Source organism: Phytomonospora sp. NPDC050363 (genome assembly GCF_040655735.1).
GTDB lineage: Bacteria > Actinomycetota > Actinomycetes > Mycobacteriales > Micromonosporaceae > Phytomonospora.
This window is the reverse complement of sequence record NZ_JBFAKK010000001.1, coordinates 509,303-529,270: the sequence shown is the minus strand read 5'-3', so window position 1 is coordinate 529,270 and position 19,968 is coordinate 509,303. Positions and strand designations below refer to the sequence as shown.

At 73.5% G+C, this 19,968-nt stretch carries 11 protein-coding genes and 2 pseudogenes; 2 read left to right on the top strand and 11 right to left on the bottom strand.

From position 1 onward, the window contains the following. Positions 1–46 precede the first annotated feature (46 nt). Positions 47–1,663 (top strand): condensation domain-containing protein, encoded by a 1,617-nt coding sequence (locus AB0I28_RS02325; RefSeq protein WP_357488867.1) that lies wholly within the window; start codon positions 47–49, stop codon positions 1,661–1,663. A 128-nt stretch (positions 1,664–1,791) separates the two neighbouring features. Here AB0I28_RS02325 and AB0I28_RS02320 read toward each other — a convergent pair whose 3' ends face one another. Together AB0I28_RS02320 and AB0I28_RS02315 are read right to left on the bottom strand one after the other, a co-directional pair. Then, positions 1,792–3,279, bottom strand: coding sequence for an FAD-dependent monooxygenase (locus AB0I28_RS02320; RefSeq protein WP_357488866.1), 1,488 nt, complete (start codon positions 3,277–3,279; stop codon positions 1,792–1,794). Between the two features lie 47 nt (positions 3,280–3,326). Next, a complete protein-coding gene (locus AB0I28_RS02315) occupies positions 3,327–4,223 on the bottom strand; it encodes an alpha/beta hydrolase (RefSeq protein ID WP_357488865.1) in 897 nt (298 codons plus the stop codon). A gap of 230 nt (positions 4,224–4,453) precedes the next feature. Here AB0I28_RS02315 and AB0I28_RS02310 point away from each other — a divergent pair, with 230 nt between their 5' ends. Beyond that, complete coding sequence (locus tag AB0I28_RS02310; RefSeq protein ID WP_357488864.1) at positions 4,454–4,990, top strand: AAA family ATPase; 537 nt, start codon at positions 4,454–4,456, stop codon at positions 4,988–4,990. A gap of 4 nt (positions 4,991–4,994) precedes the next feature. On the opposite strand, the pseudogene AB0I28_RS02305 reads toward AB0I28_RS02310, so the two are convergent. The 9 genes and pseudogenes from AB0I28_RS02305 to AB0I28_RS02265 all read right to left on the bottom strand — a co-directional run. Beyond that, positions 4,995–5,304: pseudogene (locus AB0I28_RS02305) on the bottom strand (LuxR C-terminal-related transcriptional regulator); the annotation flags it as partial. 136 nt (positions 5,305–5,440) lie between these two features. After that, positions 5,441–5,725, bottom strand: a pseudogene (locus AB0I28_RS02300) (sensor histidine kinase); the annotation flags it as partial. Positions 5,726–6,005: 280 nt separating this feature from the next. Further along, complete coding sequence (locus tag AB0I28_RS02295; protein ID WP_357488863.1) at positions 6,006–11,126, bottom strand: hypothetical protein; 5,121 nt, start codon at positions 11,124–11,126, stop codon at positions 6,006–6,008. After that, positions 11,123–14,377, bottom strand: coding sequence for a hypothetical protein (locus AB0I28_RS02290; RefSeq protein WP_357488862.1), 3,255 nt, complete (start codon positions 14,375–14,377; stop codon positions 11,123–11,125). The genes AB0I28_RS02295 and AB0I28_RS02290 overlap by 4 nt, the downstream gene beginning before the upstream one ends. Then, positions 14,374–15,873, bottom strand: a complete 1,500-nt coding sequence (locus AB0I28_RS02285) for a hypothetical protein (protein ID WP_357488861.1) — start codon at positions 15,871–15,873, stop codon at positions 14,374–14,376. The genes AB0I28_RS02290 and AB0I28_RS02285 overlap by 4 nt, the downstream gene beginning before the upstream one ends. Continuing rightward, on the bottom strand, positions 15,870–16,763 hold the full coding sequence (locus AB0I28_RS02280) for a hypothetical protein (RefSeq protein ID WP_357488860.1): 894 nt from the start codon (positions 16,761–16,763) through the stop codon (positions 15,870–15,872). The genes AB0I28_RS02285 and AB0I28_RS02280 overlap by 4 nt, the downstream gene beginning before the upstream one ends. Next, positions 16,760–18,490, bottom strand: a complete 1,731-nt coding sequence (locus tag AB0I28_RS02275; protein ID WP_357488859.1) for a hypothetical protein — start codon at positions 18,488–18,490, stop codon at positions 16,760–16,762. The genes AB0I28_RS02280 and AB0I28_RS02275 overlap by 4 nt, the downstream gene beginning before the upstream one ends. Position 18,491: 1 nt before the next feature. Then, complete coding sequence (locus AB0I28_RS02270) at positions 18,492–19,454, bottom strand: hypothetical protein (RefSeq protein WP_357488858.1); 963 nt, start codon at positions 19,452–19,454, stop codon at positions 18,492–18,494. Positions 19,455–19,465: 11 nt separating this feature from the next. Then, complete coding sequence (locus tag AB0I28_RS02265) at positions 19,466–19,963, bottom strand: hypothetical protein (RefSeq protein ID WP_357488857.1); 498 nt, start codon at positions 19,961–19,963, stop codon at positions 19,466–19,468. Positions 19,964–19,968: the final 5 nt, after the last annotated feature.

The window sequence follows — 19,968 nt, the reverse complement described above, 5'->3', positions numbered from 1 at the left end:
CGACCGGATAGCCCAGGAGCGGATGGTCGCTCCCATGGAGACCTCTGTGACTACCCCGACAGCGGAAGAAGTGCTGGTGGCGCGGGCCTCGTTCGCTCAGGAGCGGATGTGGATGCTGGAGCAGATGGAGGACGGGGCACCGACCTACAACGTCCAGGTCGGCCTGCGCTTCCGCGGCGTCTTCGACGCCGAGCGGTTGCGGCGCGCCCTCGACGGCGTCGTCGCGCGGCACGAGATGCTGCGGACCACGCTCGACGTCCTCGACGGCGAGCTGGTGCAGCTCATCGCCCCGCCGGCGCCGGTGCCCCTGTCGACCCTCGACCTCGAGTCCGAAACCGATCCCCACGACCATCTCGCCCGGGTGTCCCGGGCCGAGCTGCTGCGTTCCTTCGACGCGGCCGCCGAGCCGCCGCTGCGCGCGCTGCTCGTTCGGCTCGGCGCCGAGGAGCACGTCCTTGTCGTGACCCTCGACCATCTCGCCGCCGACGCGGCCTCCCTGCGTCTGCTGCACGCCGAACTGACCGCCGGATACACCGCCGGCGGCGCGCCGGCGCTGCCCGAACCGCCGATCCAGTACGCCGACTACGCCGAATGGCAGCGCGACTGGCTCACCGGCGCCGAGCTGGCGCGGCAGACCGGGTACTGGCGCGAGCGCCTGTCGGGCAGCGAACCGATCCCGTTGGGCGTGGTCGGTCCGGGTGAGCGGATTCCCGGGTCGAGCGGCCGGCCCCTCCCGGCGGAGCTGCTCAGCTCGCTGGAGGATCTGGCACGCGGCGAGGGCGCCTCGCTGTTCTCGGTGCTGCTGGCCGCCTACGGCCTGCTGCTCGGGCGGCACGCCGGGCGCGGCGACCTGGTCGTGGGATCGCTGCTGTCGGGCCGCACGCGTACCGAGATCGAGCCGCTGATCGGATTCTTCGTCAACACCGTCGCGCTGCGACTGGACCTGGCGGGGCACCCGAGCTACCGGGAGCTGATCGGCGCGGTCGCGGCGACCACCCTCGACGCGCACGCTCACCAGGACGCGCCTTTCGAGCACGTCGTCGCCGAGATCAATCCGCCGCGCGAGCCGGGCCGGCAGCCGTTCTTCAACGTGATGTTCCAGCTGGTCGACATCGACCGGGCCGAGGTGGAGCTGCCGGGGACGGTCATCGAGCCCCTGGCGATGGCCTCCGAGCCGCCGCCGGTGGACCTGGTGCTGACGGTGATGAGCGAGGTCGGCGGCCACCAGGGCGTGTGGGACTACGACGGGAGGGTGCTCTCGGCGGAGGCCGTCGCGGTCCTCCAGGACGAGTACCGCCGGATCCTGGAGGAGATCGCCGCCGACCCCGACCGGCCGGTTGCCGGTCCCGTCGAAGCGGCGGTCGCCGCGACCCCGGCGGTGGCCGGCGACGCCGCCGCGCGGCCCGTCGCGGTCGCGCCCGTCGCCGAGGTCTCACCGATGGAGGCGAAGGTGGCCGCGGTGTGGGAGGACGTCCTCCAGCGGCCCGGGATCACCGCCGGCGACGACTTCTTCGATCTCGGTGGGCACTCGCTGGCCGCCACCCGGATGATCATCCGCCTGCGCTCGGAGCTCGGGGTGCGGCTGCCCGTGCGGCTGATCTTCGACCGCCCGACCCTCGGCGGGTTCGCCGCCGGCGTGACGGCGCTGGTCGACGCGGCCTGACGGCCGGCGCTCGTCCCGTGGGGCCTGTGGGCACCCGCGGTGATCCACCGGACACGCCCTAGGCGAAACGATCCGGCCCCGTCCGCGCAGACGGGGCCGGACCGCCCGCGTCTGGGGGCGTGCCGGGCTCAGCGGCCGAGTGCCGCGCGCAACCAGCCGGCGAGTGCCGCGGGTCCGCCGTCGGAGGGGTCCCGGCGCCAGGCGAGATGCCCGTCGGGACGGACGAGGAGGACTTCGCGCCCGTCGTGGGCGAGAGTGAGCACGTCGTCCGAGCCCACGACCCCGGCGACCGCGTCGGTGTAGTCGGCGGCGCCTTCGGGTGCCACGACGGCCCAGCGGCCGTCGAGAGCGGCGTGCAGCACGGTGGCCGCGCCGTCCTGGCGGCGGCAGGTGAGGTTCGGGGCCCTGTCTCCGGGGCGCGGGCCCCGGCGGGGTCCGCCGCCGGCGGCGAGGACGCTGCCGCGATAGTGCTGGCCCAGCTGCGAAGTGAGCCGCCACAGTCCCTTCTGGACGGCGGGCAGGCGCAGCAGGGGCCGGATCAGAAGGTCGCGCAGGAGGCGGCGGGCGCGGGTGGGCGCCAGGAGCAGCGAGGTGACCGTCGAGGTGTTCGCCAGGACGGCCTCGGCGAGCGGCCTGCGCTCGGCCTCGTAGGTGTGGAGCAGGCTCGGCGAGGCGCTGCCGCCGATGACGGCGGCGAGTTTCCAGGCGAGGTTCTCGGCGTCGGCGAGCCCGGTGTTCATGCCCTGCGCGCCGATCGGGCTGTGCACGTGCGCGGCGTCCCCGGCGAGGAAGACGCGGCCACTGCGGTAGGTGTCGGCGAGGCGGCGGTGGACGCGGAAGCGGGAGGTCCACAGCACTTCCGGTTCGCCGTCGGCGCCGGTTCGTGCGGCCAGATCGGCGCGGACGGCCGCGGCGATCTCGGTCGCGGTGACGGCGGCGACGTCGTGCGCGGGCTCGGTGATGACGCGCCAGGCGCCGTCGGGAAGCGGCATGACGATCAGCGCGCCGGACGCGCCGAGCCAGGTGGTGGAGCCCTCGCGGTCGAAGGTCCAGTCGGCGCGCAGGTCGGCCAGCAGCAGGTTCTCGACGATGCGGGTGCCGGGGAAGCCGATGCCGGCGAGGTCGCGGACGGCGCTGTGCGCGCCGTCGCAGCCGACGAGCCAGTCGGTACCGAAGGTGCCGGTGCCGTCTGCGGTCGCCACGGTCACCTTGACGCCGTCGCCGTCCTGCTCGGCGCCGGTGACGCCGGTGCCCCACTCGACGGTTCCGCCGAGGCCGGTGAGACGCTCGCGGAGCGCGGCCTCGACCTCGGTCTGGGAGACGAACAGGATCCGGTGCGCCGCCTCGGCCCTGGTGAAGTCGAGCCGGAAGACCGTCCGGCCGCCCTCCTTGACCGTGAGGCGCTTGGCGCCGACCGCGCGGGCGGCCAGCCCGCCGAGGGCTCCCAGGCGGCCGAGGACCTCGGCTCCGCGCGGTTGCAGCCCGAGTGCCCGGGAGGTCGTCGCCGGACCTTCGGCGGCGTCGACGACGCGGACGGAGACTCCGCGCGCCGATAAGCCGGCGGCGAGCGCGAGGCCGGTCGGGCCGGCGCCCGCCACGGTCACCTGGGTGCGCATCGGCTCATCGTACGCGTCCATTGTGGATGTACCTGGTGGGGTCGAGGTCAGCTCCGGCTGCTCAGGAAGGCGCCGACGACCCGCGCGTAGGCGTCCGGCTCCTCGATGTGCGTGTGGTGGCTCGACCCTTCGAGAACGGCGATCTCGGGCTCGGGCCGCGACTCGCGGTAGGACATCACGGCGACCGGGGCCATCACCGGGTCGTAGCGGCCGTAGACGAGCATGCTCGGCTGCTTCAGCCCGGGCAGCAGCGGCAGGGCGGAGTCGAACATGCACCCGCGCAGCGCGACGACGTGTTCGGCGGTGCCCCTGGCGAAGTCGGCGTCGGTGAAACCGGAGTCCTCGCGGGTGGCGGTGAACTCGACGGCGGCCTCCTGCCGGTGGAAGTTCAGTTCGAGCGTGCGCGCGCCGAGCCGGGCGATGACGCTCCACGCGTCGTCTTCGAGGGTGAGGCGACGCGGCAGCGTCATCAGCGCCCGCGCGCGCTCGACGCCCTCCGTGTCGCCGATCTCCTCCAGTTTGTCGGCCACGAGCGCCAGGCGGTGCTTGTTGGCGACGTCGGCGTCCCAGGCGGGGCAGTCGAAGACGACGGCCGAGACCGACTCGGGGTGGCGGTGGGCGTAGGCGGTGGCCAGCCAGCCGCCGAAGGAGTGGCCGAGGATCGCCCAGCGCCGGTATCCCAGCGTCTCACGCAGCGCCTCGAAGTCGGCGATGACCAGTTCGGCCGACAGCTCGGTGCCCACGGTCAGGGGGTCGGAGCGCAGTAGGCCGCGCTGGTCTACGCCGATGACACGGGACGTCCCGGCGAGGCGGTCGCCCTGAACGTGCATGAAATCGAAGGCCGACATGCCGGGGCCTCCGTGGACGTAGAGCAGCGGGGGCGCGTCATCGGCGCCGCGAACGTCGGCGAACAGGCGGGTGCCGTTGACCTCGAAGAGGGGCATGCTTCGGCCTTCCGGTCGTGACGGGGTGGGTGGAACGCTACGACCGGCACGGGGCCATGGCCGAGGGTCTACGCCGACAGCGAAAACGCGCGGGCCTGAGCTGGACGGCCGCTGTTGCCGGGTCGGCCCGGCGCCGCGGGACCACGATCGTGCCCGCAGCGGGCGGAAGCGGCAGGCACCACCGACAAGGGTGGTCTAGCGTGATCCCTCTCGCCCGCGAAGGAGGAACGGTGCCCGAACCGACGCTCGTGGTCTTCTCCGGACTACCCGGAGCCGGCAAGACGACCCTCGCCGCCGCGACCGCCGCCGCGCTCGACTGCACCCACCTGTCGGTCGACACCGCCGAGGCGGCGATGTGGCGCTGCGGTGTCGGCCGGGACGCCGGCGCCGGTGTCGCGGCCTACGAGGTCGCCGCGGCGGTCGCGGAGGTTCAGCTCAAGGCGGGCCGGGACGCGGTCGTCGACGCCGTCAACGCGGTGGCCGAGGCACGCGCGACCTGGGACCGGGTCGGGTCGGCGGCCGGGGTCCCGGTGGTCTGGTTCGAGTGCGTCCTCGACGACCTCGCCCTGCACCGCGCGCGACTGGAGGCCCGGCCGCCGGTCCCGGACTTCGCCGACCCGACCTGGGCCGACGTGTGCCGCCGCCGTGAGGAGTACGCGCCGTGGCCGGATTCGGTCGTGCGCGTCGAGACGAGCGGACCGGTGGAGGAGCTGCTGACCCAGGTGCTGGAACGGCTCGGCCGCCTGCCGTCTCAGCGCCGCAGGTAGGTTGCACCGCCGGCACCCGGCGGTTGTCATCGTCGGACACCCCGATGCCGAGCTTGGCGAAGATCCCGGCGGTGTGCTTGGCGACCGCGCTCCGGCTGAAGTGCAGGCTCGCCGCGATGGCCGCGTTCGACCGGCCCTCCGCCATCAGTTCCAGCACGTCGCGCTCGCGAGGGGTGAGCGAGCCGATGGTGCCGCGCGTCCCCACGCGAGAGCAGGCGCGCGATCACGTGCGGGTCCATCACCGTCCCGCCGGCCGCGACCCGTCGTACCGCGTCGATGAACTGGGCGGTGTCGGTGACCCTGTCCTTCAGGAGCGTCCGCCGGAGTGCTTGGCGGTGTTGGTGAGGGCCTCGGCGACGGCGAAGTAGGCGGCCGGCTCGACCGGTGCGGGAGGGCGCGCGAGGAGGTCGCGCGGACGTCGAGGAGGAGATCGCGGGCGCTGTCGAGGTCGGTGTCGAGCAGGCGGGCGGCGTGGTCGAGGGTCATGCCGAGGGCGATCAGTCGCGCCTGGGCGCCGTCGTGGAGGTCGCGTTCGATGCGGCTCAGCTCGGCGGCCTGGGTGTCGATCGCGTCGGCGCGGGTGTCCGTGAGGTGCTCGACGCGGCGGGATAACTCGGCCGAGTGGGGCGCGGCGAGCAGGAGGCGGGTCCAGCGGGCGTGGAGCCGCAGGACCGGTGCCGACAGCCGCAGCCCGGCCGCGATGAACGCCAGTCCGAGGGCTGCGGCGGCGAGCATGGTCGCGGTGCTGTTCGCGGAAATGAAGGCGTACCAGTGACGCCGGTGGCGGTCTGCGCGGCGGCGAAGACTCCCGACAGGACCAGCGCGAGGACGAAGAAGACCGCCGCCGGGGGCAGGATCGTGCGCAGGGGTGCGCGGGTGGGCGTGGGGATCTGGAGGGTGCGCACGCCGGCTCGCTTTCGCCGTCACGAAGAGGACGGCTTCGACGATGCCCGCGCGGACTCGCCGCCATTGGACCCGGCTGCCCGATCGGGGTGTACCTGGGTACACCCGGGACTCAGGTCGTCTCCAGCGTCAGCGCCCCGGTGACCAGTGGCACCGGCGGCTCGGCGGGCGCTCCGGGAATGGCGGCCGGCACACCGATCGTGAACGGTGTCGTGGCCGTCGGCGCCTCGAAGGAGAGTTCGAGGACCGTGCCGTCGCCGACGAACGCCGTCAAAGCTGCGGGCACGGGCGACACGGGCGTCACGGTCATGTTCACCGCTCCCGCCGGTGACACGGTCGGCGCTCCCGTGGTGGTCACCGGCAGGACCAGGAAGACCGGCTGGCCGGGATGCAGGGTGGTGACCGCGTTCGACTCGGGATCGGCGGGGTCGAACGCGGCCGCCGACCGCAGGATCAGGGTCGTGGACACGTCGACGGAGAAGACGCGGACGGGGATGTGCACATCGCCGCCGAGATGAACGCGGCGGCCGGCGAGGCCGCCGTCGGTGTGCAGGCCATCGGCGCCGGGACGGTAGCGGCGGGTGATCTCGGCGGGCGCGCCGGTCACGGCCGCAGCGGCGATGAGCGTGTCGCCGTCGTCGGCCGTGCGCACCGGTCCGTCGGCGGGGCGCACGACGGTCAGCGCGTGCTTGCGGCCTGCGCCGCCGGGAGTCACGACGAGCGGCGCGCGCTGCCCGGCGAGGAGCCGTACCGTGGCGCCCTCGGCGACCGGGATCCCGCCGAGGGTGACGGCGACGTCGGCGATTGTCGGCTCGTAGTAAACGCGTTGCAGGTCGCGGTCTTGGGCGTCGCGGGCCTTGGTCTCGCTGTCACCGTCGGTGAAGCCATTGGCGAGGGTGATCCGGTGCTTGCCGGGACGGCAGAAGGCGGTGTGCATCCCGACCGAGTAGGCGGTGGCCGGCCCGACGGGAATGGCGCCCCGGTCGGTGAACTGGAACGACCGGGCGGGGCCGGTCGGCTCGCCGGCGGGGGTCTTGTCGAAGAAGACGTCGGGCACGCACCCGCCCGGGTCGTCGGGTGCCCCGGGCACGGCGGTCCGCGGACCGCCGGAGGCGTCCTTGTTGAACGGCGGGACGGTCCCGGAGGTCTCGGCGGTCACCTGCGGCATCACGGTCGGCACCTGCGGGACGGTCACGCCGGGTTCGTCCTGGCTGCCGATCAGCAGCGGATCCTGGTTGCTGGTGACGAAGAACCAGTAACGGCCGACGTCGCCGACCACGGCGGGCGCGATCCGCAGGCGCCCTTCGGCGCTGTAGAGGCGCCCGCTCTCCTGGGAGGCCTCCTGCTCCATTTTGGACCGGTAGCCGTTGGAAGGCTGGTTGAACAGGTTGTCCCACCAGAAGTAGCCGAACACCGGCGGGACCATGCTCCACGACTTCCCGCCGATCAGGTAGCGAAAGACGCGGCCGACGATCTCCCCGGCGGAGTTGTGCTCGGGGTTGGTACGCAGTGTGAGCTGCCCGTATGGGTCGAAGATCCAGCGCATCCAGCCCATGCCCATGCGCTCCATGAGCCAGCTGTCCCACCAGCCGGCGCCGTCGGTAGAGGCGATCTTGGCGATCCGGCCGATCGCGGCCGGGCGGCCGTCCAGGAACGGCGGGTTCTCCAGCTCGACGAGGCCGTCGGGGCGGACATGGGAGACGTAGGTGGTCACCGAGTTGGAGTTCGATCCGTTGGCGTCGGCGAACTCGACGGCCACGCGGTCGTGGATGTGGAGGGTGAGCGTTTTACTCCCGGCGGGCTCCACCTTGACGGTGCCGGGGCTTGTGCCGTCGGGGACGGAGACCGGGTAGTAGTCGTAGCCGTCCCACACCGAGCCCTGCGTGGTGTCGAGCGAGACGGTCACGTCGCCGGACAAGGCGGTGGGCGTCGCCAGCCGCAGCAGCGGCGAGCCCGAGGCGTCGGCGATCTCCCGGAGGAGGGAGTTGTCGTTCTGCTTGATCAGGATCCGCCGCGCGCCGCGGAAGTGCCCGATCGTGTTCTCCTTCTGCGTGTCGCTGCCGGTGGGGCGCAGGCGCAGCACGAGTTCGTCGGTGCCGTCGAACTCGGCGGGGCTGGTGATCTCGTTGAACGCGCGGTCGATGGCCTCGACCCCGCGCCCGATGAGGAAGAACAGTCCGCCCCAGATGGTCCCGGCGACGAGGTTCATCATCCCGGTGTGCGTGAGCAGGCTGATGGCGTTGTAGAAGGAGCGGTACCAGGTCAGTCCGGTGCCGGTGTTGACCTTGCGGATGCTCACCGGCCCGTCGGGGCCGACCCCGGAGACGTTGACGACGAAGCCGCCGGCGCCCGAGACCTCGCCGAGCTTGACGACCGACTGCTGGCCGGCGTTCCAGATCTGGACGTCGTCCCCGCTGCCGTAGCCGACGCCGGCGGCGTCGCCGATGGTCAGGATCCGCCTGCCGGGTTCGGCTGCCGCGAGGGTCGCCGAGCCGAAGGCGGAGTAGTCGGGCATGTCGAAGTCGCGCAGTGCGGGGGCGATGCGGCCGAGCTCGAACAGGCCGAGCGGGAAGCACGCCAGCAACCAGGGACCCAGCCGCTGCGACTGCACGGTGTGCATCAGCTCGTGGTCCATCAGGCCCTGGAACTTGTCGGTCTCGAAGTCCTCCTCGGCCTCGGCGACACGGCTGGCGGCGCTCTCGGCGCGCCCGGCGGCGACCGGGGTCGCGCCGGGCGCGAAGCCGGTGGCGATGACGAGATTGCCGCCGGTGGGCTCGGTCCCCCTGGTGTCGGGATCGGCGAGGGACGTGGTGGCCCCGATCGTGGTCACCGTCGCGTAGTACTGGGTCGACGTCGGAGCCGGCGGCACGACGATCGTGACCGGTGCGGTGACCGCGGGCGCGGCGGCGAGCGTGAGACTCCAGTCGGGCGGGACCGGCGGGGTCGCGGCGGCCGCCATCCGCACCGGCCGCGATGCGGTGGCGTCGCTGACGGCGAGCATCGTGTTCGCGCCCGTCCAGGCGGTCGACTGGTCGGCCCGCCACAGGTCGAAGGTCGCCGTGGCACCGGCGACGAGCGCTCCGGCGCGGCCCTGGGCGACACTGCCGCCGGGCGCGGCCAAAGGCGTGAGAAGTGTGACGGTGATGCCGGTGGCGTCGCCGGGGAGCGGAGCACGGCCGCCGGTGAGCGTCAGGTGTCCCCCGTCGGCGGCGGCGACGGCGAACTCGTCGGGTCCCGGCTGGGTCGCCGAGGCCCAGGCGACCTGGACCAGGTTCCCGGCGGTGAAGCGCGGGAACTGGGTGCGTATCCCGCCGGCGGTCGTCGTGGGCGCCACGGCGAGGCTGCCGTCGGGCAGGAGGGTCGCGTCGTAGGCGAGGCCGGTCGTGGCGACCTGGCTGAGGGTCAGCGTCCCGGTCAGGCCGGTGAGGGCACGGTCGAACTCGCAGGTGACGGTGACGGTGGTGACGACCTCGGGCACACCGTCGAACAGGACGGTCTGGCCCGGCCGCACATCGCCGGGATCGACGCCGGTGAAGGAGACGACGGTGCCGTTGACCGTGCCGCCGGCGAAGGTCTCGCGCGGGGTCGCCGCCACCAGGGCCGCGAGGTCGGCGACGCCGTACTGCTCGGTGCGCGCGGCCGCCAGCCCGGCGGCGCCGGTGATGGCCGCCGACAGCGTCCCGGCGGTGAAGGCGCCCTGCGCGGGCGTGCCCGCCGGGAACAGTTCGGTGAGGGTGGCGTCGGTCCCGGCCCGCCACGGCATGTCCCCGGGCTGGGTGAAGAACAGGCCGCCTTCGGGGAAGACCGTCGCGGGCGTGCCGGGGATCGCGGCGGTCGCCGGTCCCCCGCCCCGGCCCCAGGTCAGCGGCGACGCGGGGAGTGAGGAGTCCCCGGCGAGCAGCAGCGGCGGCGGTCCCTCGGCCCCGGTGCGGGCCATGCGAAGGACGCTGCCGTAGTAGGTGGGGCTGAAAGCCGCGGTGGGGTGGAACAGCTCGGCGTTGGTGACGCGGCGCAGTCCCTCGTCGTTGACGAACATGGTGTGGGCGAAGGTGAAGGCCCGGCTCCCGGAGAAGACACCGTCCCGCCGCAGGGCGTAGGCGCCGATGCGGTCGCTGGTGGACACCCCGTCGAAGTGGAAGAAGCGGCCGGGCTGCCCGCTGAACAGGCTCCCCCACCAGTTCACCGTGAAGTCCAGGCCGAGCAGCGAGACGATGTTGTTCTGGAGACCCCAGGTGAAGTCAGACAGCGGCAGCCACCAGGAGATCGCGCCGGTCGGGTCGGTGCGGCCGACCGGGTCGTGGCGGCAGATCGCGTAGGGCCCGGCGGCGCCGGTCTCGATCGGCAGGTCTCCCCGGTAGCCCTCCGAGCGCCGGGGATCATCGCCGCCGCCGTGGAAGGGATCGGCGGCGCAGAAGGAGCCGGTGCGCGGATCGAGAGTCCGGGCGGGCAGGTGCACGAATCCGCTGTGGACCGCCCCGCCGAACAGACCCGGCGCGCCGTCGTGGGCCAGGAGTGATTCGCCGAAGGCGTCGCGCGGGACGCGCACCGCCTCGTCATGCCGGATGAGGCGGACGGGCGTGCCGCTCGGGTCCAGCGAGTAGACCGTCGACAGTGGACGATCGGGCGGGCCGTCGACGCGCCCGAGGCACGCGGCGCCGTCCCAGAGATAGGTGGCCTCGACGCGGCCGTCCTCGCCGATGACGGTCCACAGCCGGCCGGCCTCGTCGTGGTGCCAGCTTCCCGGAACGGCGGCGGGCCGCGCCCCGTCCGGACCGTAGTCAAGGCGCCGGCGGGCGCCCTGGACGCGAACGCCCACCGGTCGGCCGTCCTCGGCGGCGGTGAGATGCCGGGGCCCGTCCGGTGTGTCGATGACGGCGAGATCGCGGCCGGCGTACCCGTAGCGCCAGACCCGCCCGGCGTCGACGCAGGCCGTGACACGGCCCTGCTCGTCGCGCCGGATCTCCATGCCGTCAACGTGGACGAGCCGCTCGTCGCCGTCCCAGCGGTAGTTCTCGGTCCACCGCGCGGTGGGCGTCTCCACGGTCCGGCTGAACCCGTCGGCGTGCGGGCGCGAGGCGATCCGCGCGAGGCCGTCGCCGAGATGCAGCGCCTCGCCGTCCCAGCGGGCGTGCACGCGCTCGCCGCAGCGCAGTTCGAGGAGGCGGCCGTCCTCGGCGCGGGCGACGTCGAGCTGGAAACACGTGCCGGGCACGGTCAGGCGATAGCGGATCATGTGCTCACCTCCACGCTGGCCTCGATGCGGGCGGTGGCGTACCGCAGCGATTCGAGGAGGGCGACGATCTCGTTGCGCACGCCGTCGAGGGCGTGCTGGAAGGCTTCGAGGATCTCCGGCGCCAGACCCGCCACCGTCTCCAGGATCGCGTCGAGGTCGACGGCGGCGAAAGCCTCGTCGAGCGCCGTGAGCTGCTCGGGGAAGCCGGTGAGGATGCCGGTGGGAAGCGCCTGGGCGGCGCGTTCGAGGAGCCCGTCCAGGTCGCCGAGATCGCCGAGCATCACGGCCGGGTCGATCTCGCGCAGCGCGGCGACGACCTCCGCCTGCACCCCGGCGAGTTCGGCGGCGAGCAGGGCGGGGTCGTAGGCGGCGAGGGAGGTGCGGACGGCCTGGTGGATCTCGTCGAGTTCGGCGGCGAGCAGTGCCGGATCGAGGACGGCGAGTTCCTCCTGGACGGCGTCGACGGCCGCGCGCAGGACGCGTTGGGCGAGGGCCGCGGGGTTGAGCGCGCCGAAGAGGGCGCGGGCGCGTTCGACGGCGGCGTCGAGGGCGGGGCCGATGGCCTCGAAGAGTTCGGGCGCCTTGAGGATGACGGCGTAGACGAGTTCGTCGACCTCGACGGCGAGGGGTTCGGGGTCGAGGGCGGCGAGGAGGTCGTCGAGTCCGCCGGAGAGCCGCGCGAGGTGGGAGGCTTCGAGGGCGGCGGCGATGTGGTGGAGTCGCGCGGCGATCGAGGCGTGGCGGGTTCCGGCGCCGGCGACGCGGCCGCGCGCCTCGGCGGTGTGCGCGGAAAGGTCGGCGCGGAAGGCCGCGGGGCCGCTGCGGTTGACGCCGCCGAGGGCGATCTGCAGGTCGAGGCCGCCGCCGGAGAAGTTGGCCTGCACGGCGATCTGAGCGCGCGCGTGCGCCGGCGCGAGTGGTGCGACGAGGGCGTCGAGTCCGGTGTCGAGGCGGCGTTCGATCTCGGCGAGTTCGGTGGCCAGGCGCCGCAGGTCGCGGGCGAGGCCGCCGATGAAGGCGTCGATCGTGTCGAGTGCCTGTCCGGCGGGTCCGGCGTCGAGTTCGGCGAGGGCCTGCCGGAGTTTGCCCGGAAGGTAGCCGAAGAGGCGGATGACGTCGCCGGGGCGCAGGTCGGCGAGGTCGGCCTCGGTGGGCGGTGCGGGGGCGGCGGGCGGGGTGTTCCCGGCGGGCGCGGGTTCGGCGCCGGGGACGGCCTGGGCGAGTGGGGCGGTGGCGGCGCGGCCGGCTTGATCCGCGGCGGAGTCGACCCGTGCGCCGACCGTGCCGATCGCGGCTTCGGGTGTGGGCACCGGGATCCCGGAGAGGATGGATCGGTAGGCGGCCGAGACGGGGGCGAGCAGGGTGCTGGGGCGCACGCGGTCCCAGGCGGCGAGGAGTTCGGTGAAGGGTCCGTGTGCCGCGGCGCCGATGGAGGCGAGGTCGATCGCCTCGATCCGGCCGGCGACGCCGTCGAGGAGTTCGGTGACGCCGGACAGCAGGCTCGCGGGGTCGAAGCCGGCGACGACGTCGATGGCGGCTTGGATCTCGGCTTCGATGTCGGCGATCATCTGCGCGGGGACGATGCCCGCGACGGCGTCGCGCAGTGCGGTGAGTCCTTCGTGGACGACAGTGCCGAGGGTCTCGGAGAGTTCGAGGCGGCCGACGACGTCGAGCATCGGCGCGAGGATGGGGATGTCGGCGAGGTCGCCGTCGAGGTTGAGGGCCTCGAGCTGCTCGGCCAGCTGCGTGACCAGGGGCCGGACCGGTTCGGGGAGCGGGACCTCGGAGAGCACGCCTTCGACGGCCTCGCGGATCTCGCGGACCTTGGCCATGACCTCGTCGACGGCGGCGTTGAGGTCTATCGCGCCGACGGTCGCGGTGACCGCGGTGACGGCCTCCTGGAACGCCTGGACGGCGGCGACGGCCCGGCCGAGCACGTCGGCGGCGGGACCTGCGACGGCGTTGACGGCGGCGGCCACGCTCTCCATGGCGGCGATGACGCCGTCGAGGGCCGTCGTCAGGGTGCCGGTCACCTCGCCGAGGGCGTCGCGGACGCGGTCGGCGAGGTCGACGTCGGCGATCAGCTCGCGCAGGGAGCCCAGGACGGCGCGGATCTGTTCGGCGGGAGCGTCGAGGTCGGCGTCGGCGATCGCCTGCGCCGCCTCGTGCAGGGCGTCGCTGATGGTCTGCCGCACCGGGCGGATCGGGACGTGCGCGAACAGGGCGTGGACCTCGTCGCCGACGACGTCGGCGAGCGCGGTGATCGGTGCTTCGAAGTGCTCGCGGAGGAATGCTTCGAGCCGGTCGACGAGCGGGTCGAGTTGTGCGAGGGCCGTAGCGGGGTCGAGGCCTTCGATCATGGCGCGGACGCTCGCGACGTCGGCGCTCCATTCGGCGAAGAGTTCGAGGACGCCCTTCTCGGCGCCGGCCAGCGCGTTCCCGGCGGAGGCGACCGCGCCTGCCACCGCGTCGACGGGCAGGCGGTCGATGGCCGCGGTGACGGTGGCGAGGTCGGCGCGGATGACGTCGACCGCCTGCGCGCGGGCGCGGTCGAGTTCGGCGACGGCGCGCAGGACGCCGGCCGCGTCTCCCGCCTCGGCGGCGAGGGTCACGGCGTCGAAGCGGTCGGCGAGTCCCCGGGTCCGGGTGGCCGGAAGGGCGATGCCGCCGGTGGCGGCGAGGACGGCGGCGACAGCCGCGCGCAGACCGTCGAGGGCGTCGCGAGGGAAGGGTGAGAGGACGTCGAGGGCGAGTTCGGCGATCGCGGCCGGGTCGCCGAGGCCGGCGTCGGCGCGGGTGATGAGCGCGCCGAAGGCACCGATGCCCTCGCCGCCGGCGAGTTCGTAGCCGCCGGCGTTGCGGCCGAGGGTCTCCAGGGCCTGGGGCAGGGCCTGGCCGAGGGCGCCGCCGGCAGAGAGGGGGTCGTCGGCGATTCCGTTGAGGACACCGGCGAGGATCTCGACGCCTTCGGTGACGGCGCGGGCCAGGTCGGCGATGGGCAGGTCGGTGGCTCCGACGCGGTCGAGCAACTCGGTGAACAGGGCCAGGAGGGGCGCCATCAGGGCGGCGGGGTCGTCGAGGGCGTCGACGACGGCGGTGAGCTGTTCGCCGAGGGGCCCCAGGGCGCTGGTGACGGCGCCGCCGTCGATGACGACCTGTACTCCGTCGGTGGAGACGGAGGCGCTGATGCCGGCGCGGGCGTCGAGGATGTCGGAGAGGTCGATGTTCTGGAGGTCGTCGAGCAGGCTCATCGTCGGTACCTCATCACGACGTCGGACAGGTCGACCTGGAGGAACAGGTCCGAGGCGAGCGGCGCGCCGGTGGCCAGCGGCGCCGGGGGCAGCGTGTGCGCGGGAAGGTGGATCCCGGCGGCGGCGACCTCGGTGAGGACGGTCGCGCCGAGACTGAGGGGTGTGGCGGGAGGCGCGGGGTCGGCGACGACGAGTCTGGCCAGCGGGTGGGTTTCGGCGGCCCAGAGGTAGCGGCCGCGGGTGACGGCGACCGTGAGCGAGACGGGCTCGGTCACCGTGATCGGTGCCGGGAGGGCGATCCAGGTGAGGCCGATCCGCCCGGTGGCCGGGATCGGCGTCTGGGCGGACGGTCCGAGAGCGGTCCCGTCGGCGCGGATCAGGGTGGCGGTGAGCGCGCACTCGGTGGTCGCGCGGCCGATCAGTCCGATGAGCGCGAGGGGATGCGGTCCGATTCCCGCGGGCGGGAAGGGGCGTGTGGCGGCGGAGCCGTCCGGGGTGAGGACGGGCCCGCCGATGCCGCCCTGCCGGGTGGGTTCCGGGTCTGACAGTCCGGTAAGGACGCGCAGTCCCAGATAGGTGACGGTGAGGTCACCGCGCGCTTCGTCGGGAACGGCGGCGGCGAAGCCGGCGGGTACGACGGATTGCCCTCGCAGAGCGGTGCCGCGTACGCCGGTGAAGGTCCTGGTAAGAGCGCCGACGACCTTGCCGCCGGTGATCCTGACCTTGGAACCGGCGGCACCGCGCACGGTGAACTCCCCGGCCAGGGGCCGCCCGTCGGAGAGGGCGGCCGAGAGCAGCTTGCGCGCCTCGGGCAGGAGGTCGACGCCGAAGCGGCGACCCGCGGTCGCCTCGCCGGGGACGTCGAGCACCTTCGTGCCATCGGGTCCGGTGACGGTGATGTCTCGCGGTGGGCGCACGAGCAGGCCCTGGACGCGGTCGACGCCGAACGGCCGCTCCTCGAACTCCTCGGGTGTCCCCCCGGTGACCAGGCTCAGCCGGAGGCGTTTGGCACGGACCCCTGGCGGCAGGCGCAGGGCGGGTTGCGGCGAGTAGCCGAGGCTCGCGCCGGTGAGCGTCGCCGGAACCGACCCATGTGCCCCGACGGCCGGGACGCTGTAGACGGGGGCGGCGAAACCGCCGCCGGTGGCCGGTTCGACGCGCACCGACAGACGGCCGGCGAGGTCGGCCTGGGAGCGGATGACGACCTTGTCCTCACCGTCGAAGCGGTGCATGCCGACGAGGGTGAGCGCCTTGACGTCCACATTGGGCGGCGGGGTGACGATGAGCGAGTTCCCGTCGGCGGTGACGGGCATGCTCAGCGACTCCTCCCCCGGGGCCGACACGATCGCGAGATCCCCCGAGGCGATCTCGACACCGTCGGCGCCGGGCACGGGCGCCCAGTCGTAGGCGAGCCGGTGGCCGGCGCCGATGTCGATCGGCGCGGCGAGGATCGCGACCTCGCCGATCGAGGCATTCGCGACCGTGAGGACGGTCATCGGACCTCCAGGAGCGCTCGGCCGAGTTCGGCGGAGGCGCCGCCCTCGGCGTCGTCGAGGGAGACGACGAGGAAGTCGCGCGCCGCCTCGGCCGGCGGCGTGTAGGTCACCGACGCCGAACCGCCGGACAGGTCGACGATCCGGACACCGGGCTCGGCGCCCGCGGCGCCTCCGCCGAGTGATCCGGCGCCGGGTTTCCCGCCCGCGGCCGTCAGCCTCAGCGCGAGTTTCCCGAAGGGCTCCGATGACGGGCCGCTTTCGCGCAGCCGAAGGGTTCCGGCGGAACCGGCCCGCAGCGTCACCGTGCCCGCCGGGCCGCCGGCGGTGAACGGGTCGGGCGGCAGCACGAGCTCGATCGGGGCGAGTCCGGCGCGAACACGGATCTCGACGATCGCGGGGCCGGTCGCGCCGACCGTGCCGACCGGCCAGAACGAGCCCAGCGCGGCGACCCTCGCCAGGGCCGGGCCCTCGGCGGTATCGGTCGGCGCGGCGAGGCCGGTCAGATCGAGCAGGTCGAGCTGGAAGCCCGGATCGGTGCCGGGAGCCGGGTCGAGGGCCTTGAGCAGGCCGGGATCGTCGAGCGCGTAGCCGAGCGCATCGAGGCCGGCGACCTCCTGCGCGCGCCCGGCGCCGTCGGCGGGCTCGACCGTGGCGGTGAGCACGCACGCCAGACGCAGCACCCGGCGCGGCAGATCCGAACCGGCGACGACGCGTGTCCCCTCGCCTCCGAGCTGCCCGACGACACGTTCGGCGCTGACGGCCGCGACGGTGACGCGCGGCTCGGCGCCCGGCGCGCCCTCGGCGGGAGCCGCCTCGACCCGGCCGCCGAACGGCGCGGGAAGGCGCTCGCCGAGAACCTCGGCGAGACGCAGTTCGAGGTCGCGGATCATGTGTTCTCCCCGCCGGAGCCCTTGCGGCGCGCGGACTTCTTGGCGGCGGACCTCTTCGTCGTGGCCTTGCGCGCGGCGGGTCTCGCGGTGGGCTCGGGCTCTCCCCCGTCGCCGGCGGACTCGGCGGCCGCCTTCGGGGCGATCCCCTTGCGCTCGACGATGAGCTGGTACAGCGGGCCCTGCCGGGCGAAGTCGGCCTTGAAGATGTCGAGGACGTCCTCGGGCAACTGCTCGAAACGGTCGCGGATCCGCTCGTCGGTGTACTTTCGCAGCTCCTCGCGGACCGGCTCGATCTCGTCGCGCACGATCTCGCGGACCTCGCCGCGCAGCTGGGTGAGCACGTCGGACAGGCTCTCGCCGATCCGCTGGTCGCAGAACGCGGTCAGCTCGTTCCTGAGTTTCCCGCCTGCCTCGGTGACGCGGGCCTGCGCGTTTACGTCGGCCGTGGCGATCGCGGCGGGGATCTCGCGGTCGACGCGTCCCGACAGCGCCGCCAGGTCGGCGGTGTGCTTGCCGATGGCGGCGTCCTGGGTGCCGTTGTGCGAGGCGAGGCCGGTGACGTCGGACTCCAGCTCACCGGTTCGGCCGGTCAGCCCGGCGACGGCCGCAATGATCGGCGGGAGCCGCTGGTCGAGCAGTTTCGACGCCTCGGTCCGCGAGGTCGGCGCGATCGTGTCCTCGACGGAGTCGACGCGTTCGCCGAGTTCGGTGCGCAGCCCGGCCGAGGTCGCGGTGAGGCGCTGTTCGAGCAGTGTGCGCACGGCGGCGTCCTCGTCGAGGATCGCGCTGTCGACGAGCGACTGCGCCGCCGACAGGATCTCGTCGCGCACCTGCGGGAGGCGGTCGTCGACGGCGCCGCCGATGCGTCCGTCCAGATCGGACAGCCGATCGTCTATGGTGCCGGAGGTCTCGGCGCGCAGGTCGTCGATCTTCGGGTTCACCTGCGCGAGTGTGGAGCGCAACACGTCGCCCTTGACGCCTTCGAGCACGTCCGCCGGAATCGGTCCGCGGACCTCTTCGAGGGCGGCGTCCAGCTCCTCCTCGGTGACCAGGGTGTTGGTCAGCTCGGTGAGGCGGCGCTCGAGTTCGGCGGCGTCGAGGGGACGGCCGTCGGGGAAGGTCAGGTGCTCGCGCAGGTTCTGCAGCTCGGCGACGGTGCCGACCAGGCCCGGGATGTCCACGCGGCGGCCGTCGACCTCCAGTTCGCGGCCGACCTCGATGGCGCGGGTGAGGTCGGTGCGGATCGCGGCCAGCGTCTCGCGCAGGCTCAGCACGTCGCCGCGCGTGTCACCGATCGCGGCCATTGAGCGGCGAACGAGGGTCACGTCGGACTCGCGGACCAGGTCCCTGGTCGTCACCTGGCCCACACGGTCGCGCAGGGCGTCGATCTCGGCCTTGACCTCGTCGAGGTTCCCGCCCGAGCCGGACAGCCTGCGCTCCACCGCCGACAGCCGTGTGATGGCGGCCGGGTCGCCCAGTGGCCCGGTCTGCAGGATGCCGCGCAGCCGCCCGTCGAGCCAGGAGAGCTGGACCTGATCGGTGTGGTCGTGGGCCGGCACGGTCGGCGAGGCCGCCTCGGCGAGGACCGCCCGCGCGAGTTCGATGAGGCTGCCCACGACGAGGTTCCAGTCGTCGGCGCGGATGACCTCGCCCCGTTGGCGGGAGGCGACGGGGGTGAGCCTGCTGAGCAGCGCCTGTAGGCGGTCGAGGTCGGCGGTGGTGGTCATGTCAGACCGCCGGCGGGATGGCGAAGACGGCGCCGAGCTTCGGGCCGCCGTTGACGGTGCTCTTGCGGTAGGTCTGGAGCTCGCTCTCCTGGCGGGTCTGTGTGCCGGCCTCGAAGTAGGTGCCGGCCATCGCGAGGACCTGCTTGACCTGCGGGTCGGCGAGGAAGGCGGCGCCGCCGTCGCTTTGCTGGGTGGCCAGTTCGTGGACGCCGGTGATGATGTCGGAGCCGGCCGAGGAGAGCTGCTGGCTGAACAGCACCGTGTCGCCCTGGAGGCTGCGGTGCAGGTCGAGGACGCGTCCGTTGAGGCGGTCCTTGAGCACGGTCCCGGCCTGGCCCTTGGTGAGCACGTCGGTGAGGCGCTGGTGCAGGGTGCCCGCCTCGATCTCGCGGCGCAGTTCCAGCAGGGAATGGCCGAAGGACTCCGCGAAGCGCCGCAGGTTGCCCTGCACCTCGGCGATCTTCTCGGCGATCTCGGGATGGTCGTGCCCGCGTGGGGACACCAGGGACGCGAGCTGGAGGACGGCGTTGGCCAGGTCGGTGACGGTGCCGACGAGCCCGTTCCAGTCGGAGGCGCGGATGACCTCGCCGGAGGCCTTCGCACCGAGCGGCGCCGCCCGGTCTCGGGCGGAGGTGGCGAGCGTCTGCACCGGGCCGAGGTCGGCGTCGGGGATGTCGCGGATGGGGCTGTCGCGGAACAGGTCGGCGGGCACCGGCACCGGGATCAGGGTCGGCGGCCGCTGGTCGAAGATCCTGATCGGGCGGTTGTCGATGGGCAACGTGAGGTTGGGGTGGGTCACCTTCAGCTGCCAGACGCCCGGGTCGATGTCGCGGACGACGAGGCTGCCGTCCAGGAACGGTCGGCGGGTCATGGTGGCGCCGGTGGCCTGGTTGGTCAGGTGCACCTCGGCGTCGCGGAAGGCCAGGGTGTGCCCCTGCATCTGAAGGTTGAGCGTGGCAGGCATCGTGGTACTCCTCAGGCCAGACCGTGCAGGTCGCCGTAGGGGAAGGTGATCTCCCAGAACAGGGTCAGTTCGTGGTCGTCGCCCTTGGTGACCGGCGCGAAGGTGACCCGGTTGTAGAGCACGGCCGTGTCTCCGGTCCGCGACAGCAGGCCCGCCTCGCGGATCGTGCCGAGGGCGGCCGTCTCGGGGAGGGTCGCGCGGACGCGGACCAGCGCGAGCCGCCGCTGCGGGTCGGGGATGACGGTGAAGGCGCTGCCCGGCACCGGTGCCTCGGTCGCGCCTTCGAGGGCGGGATCGGTGTTGCTGAGCGCGGCGGTGTCGTAGGTGTCGGCCTCGGGGGTGTCGGAGGTTCCGACCCCCAGGTGACTGATCGGGCCGCTGTCCTCGGCTCCGGTGAACAGGGCCGCGACGAGCAGCGCGCCACCGCGCATGACGGCGTTGCGCGCCTCGCGGACGACGAGCAGGTCGCCGCGCCGGTCGTTCAACTCAAGGCGCATCCGGGCACGCATGGTCA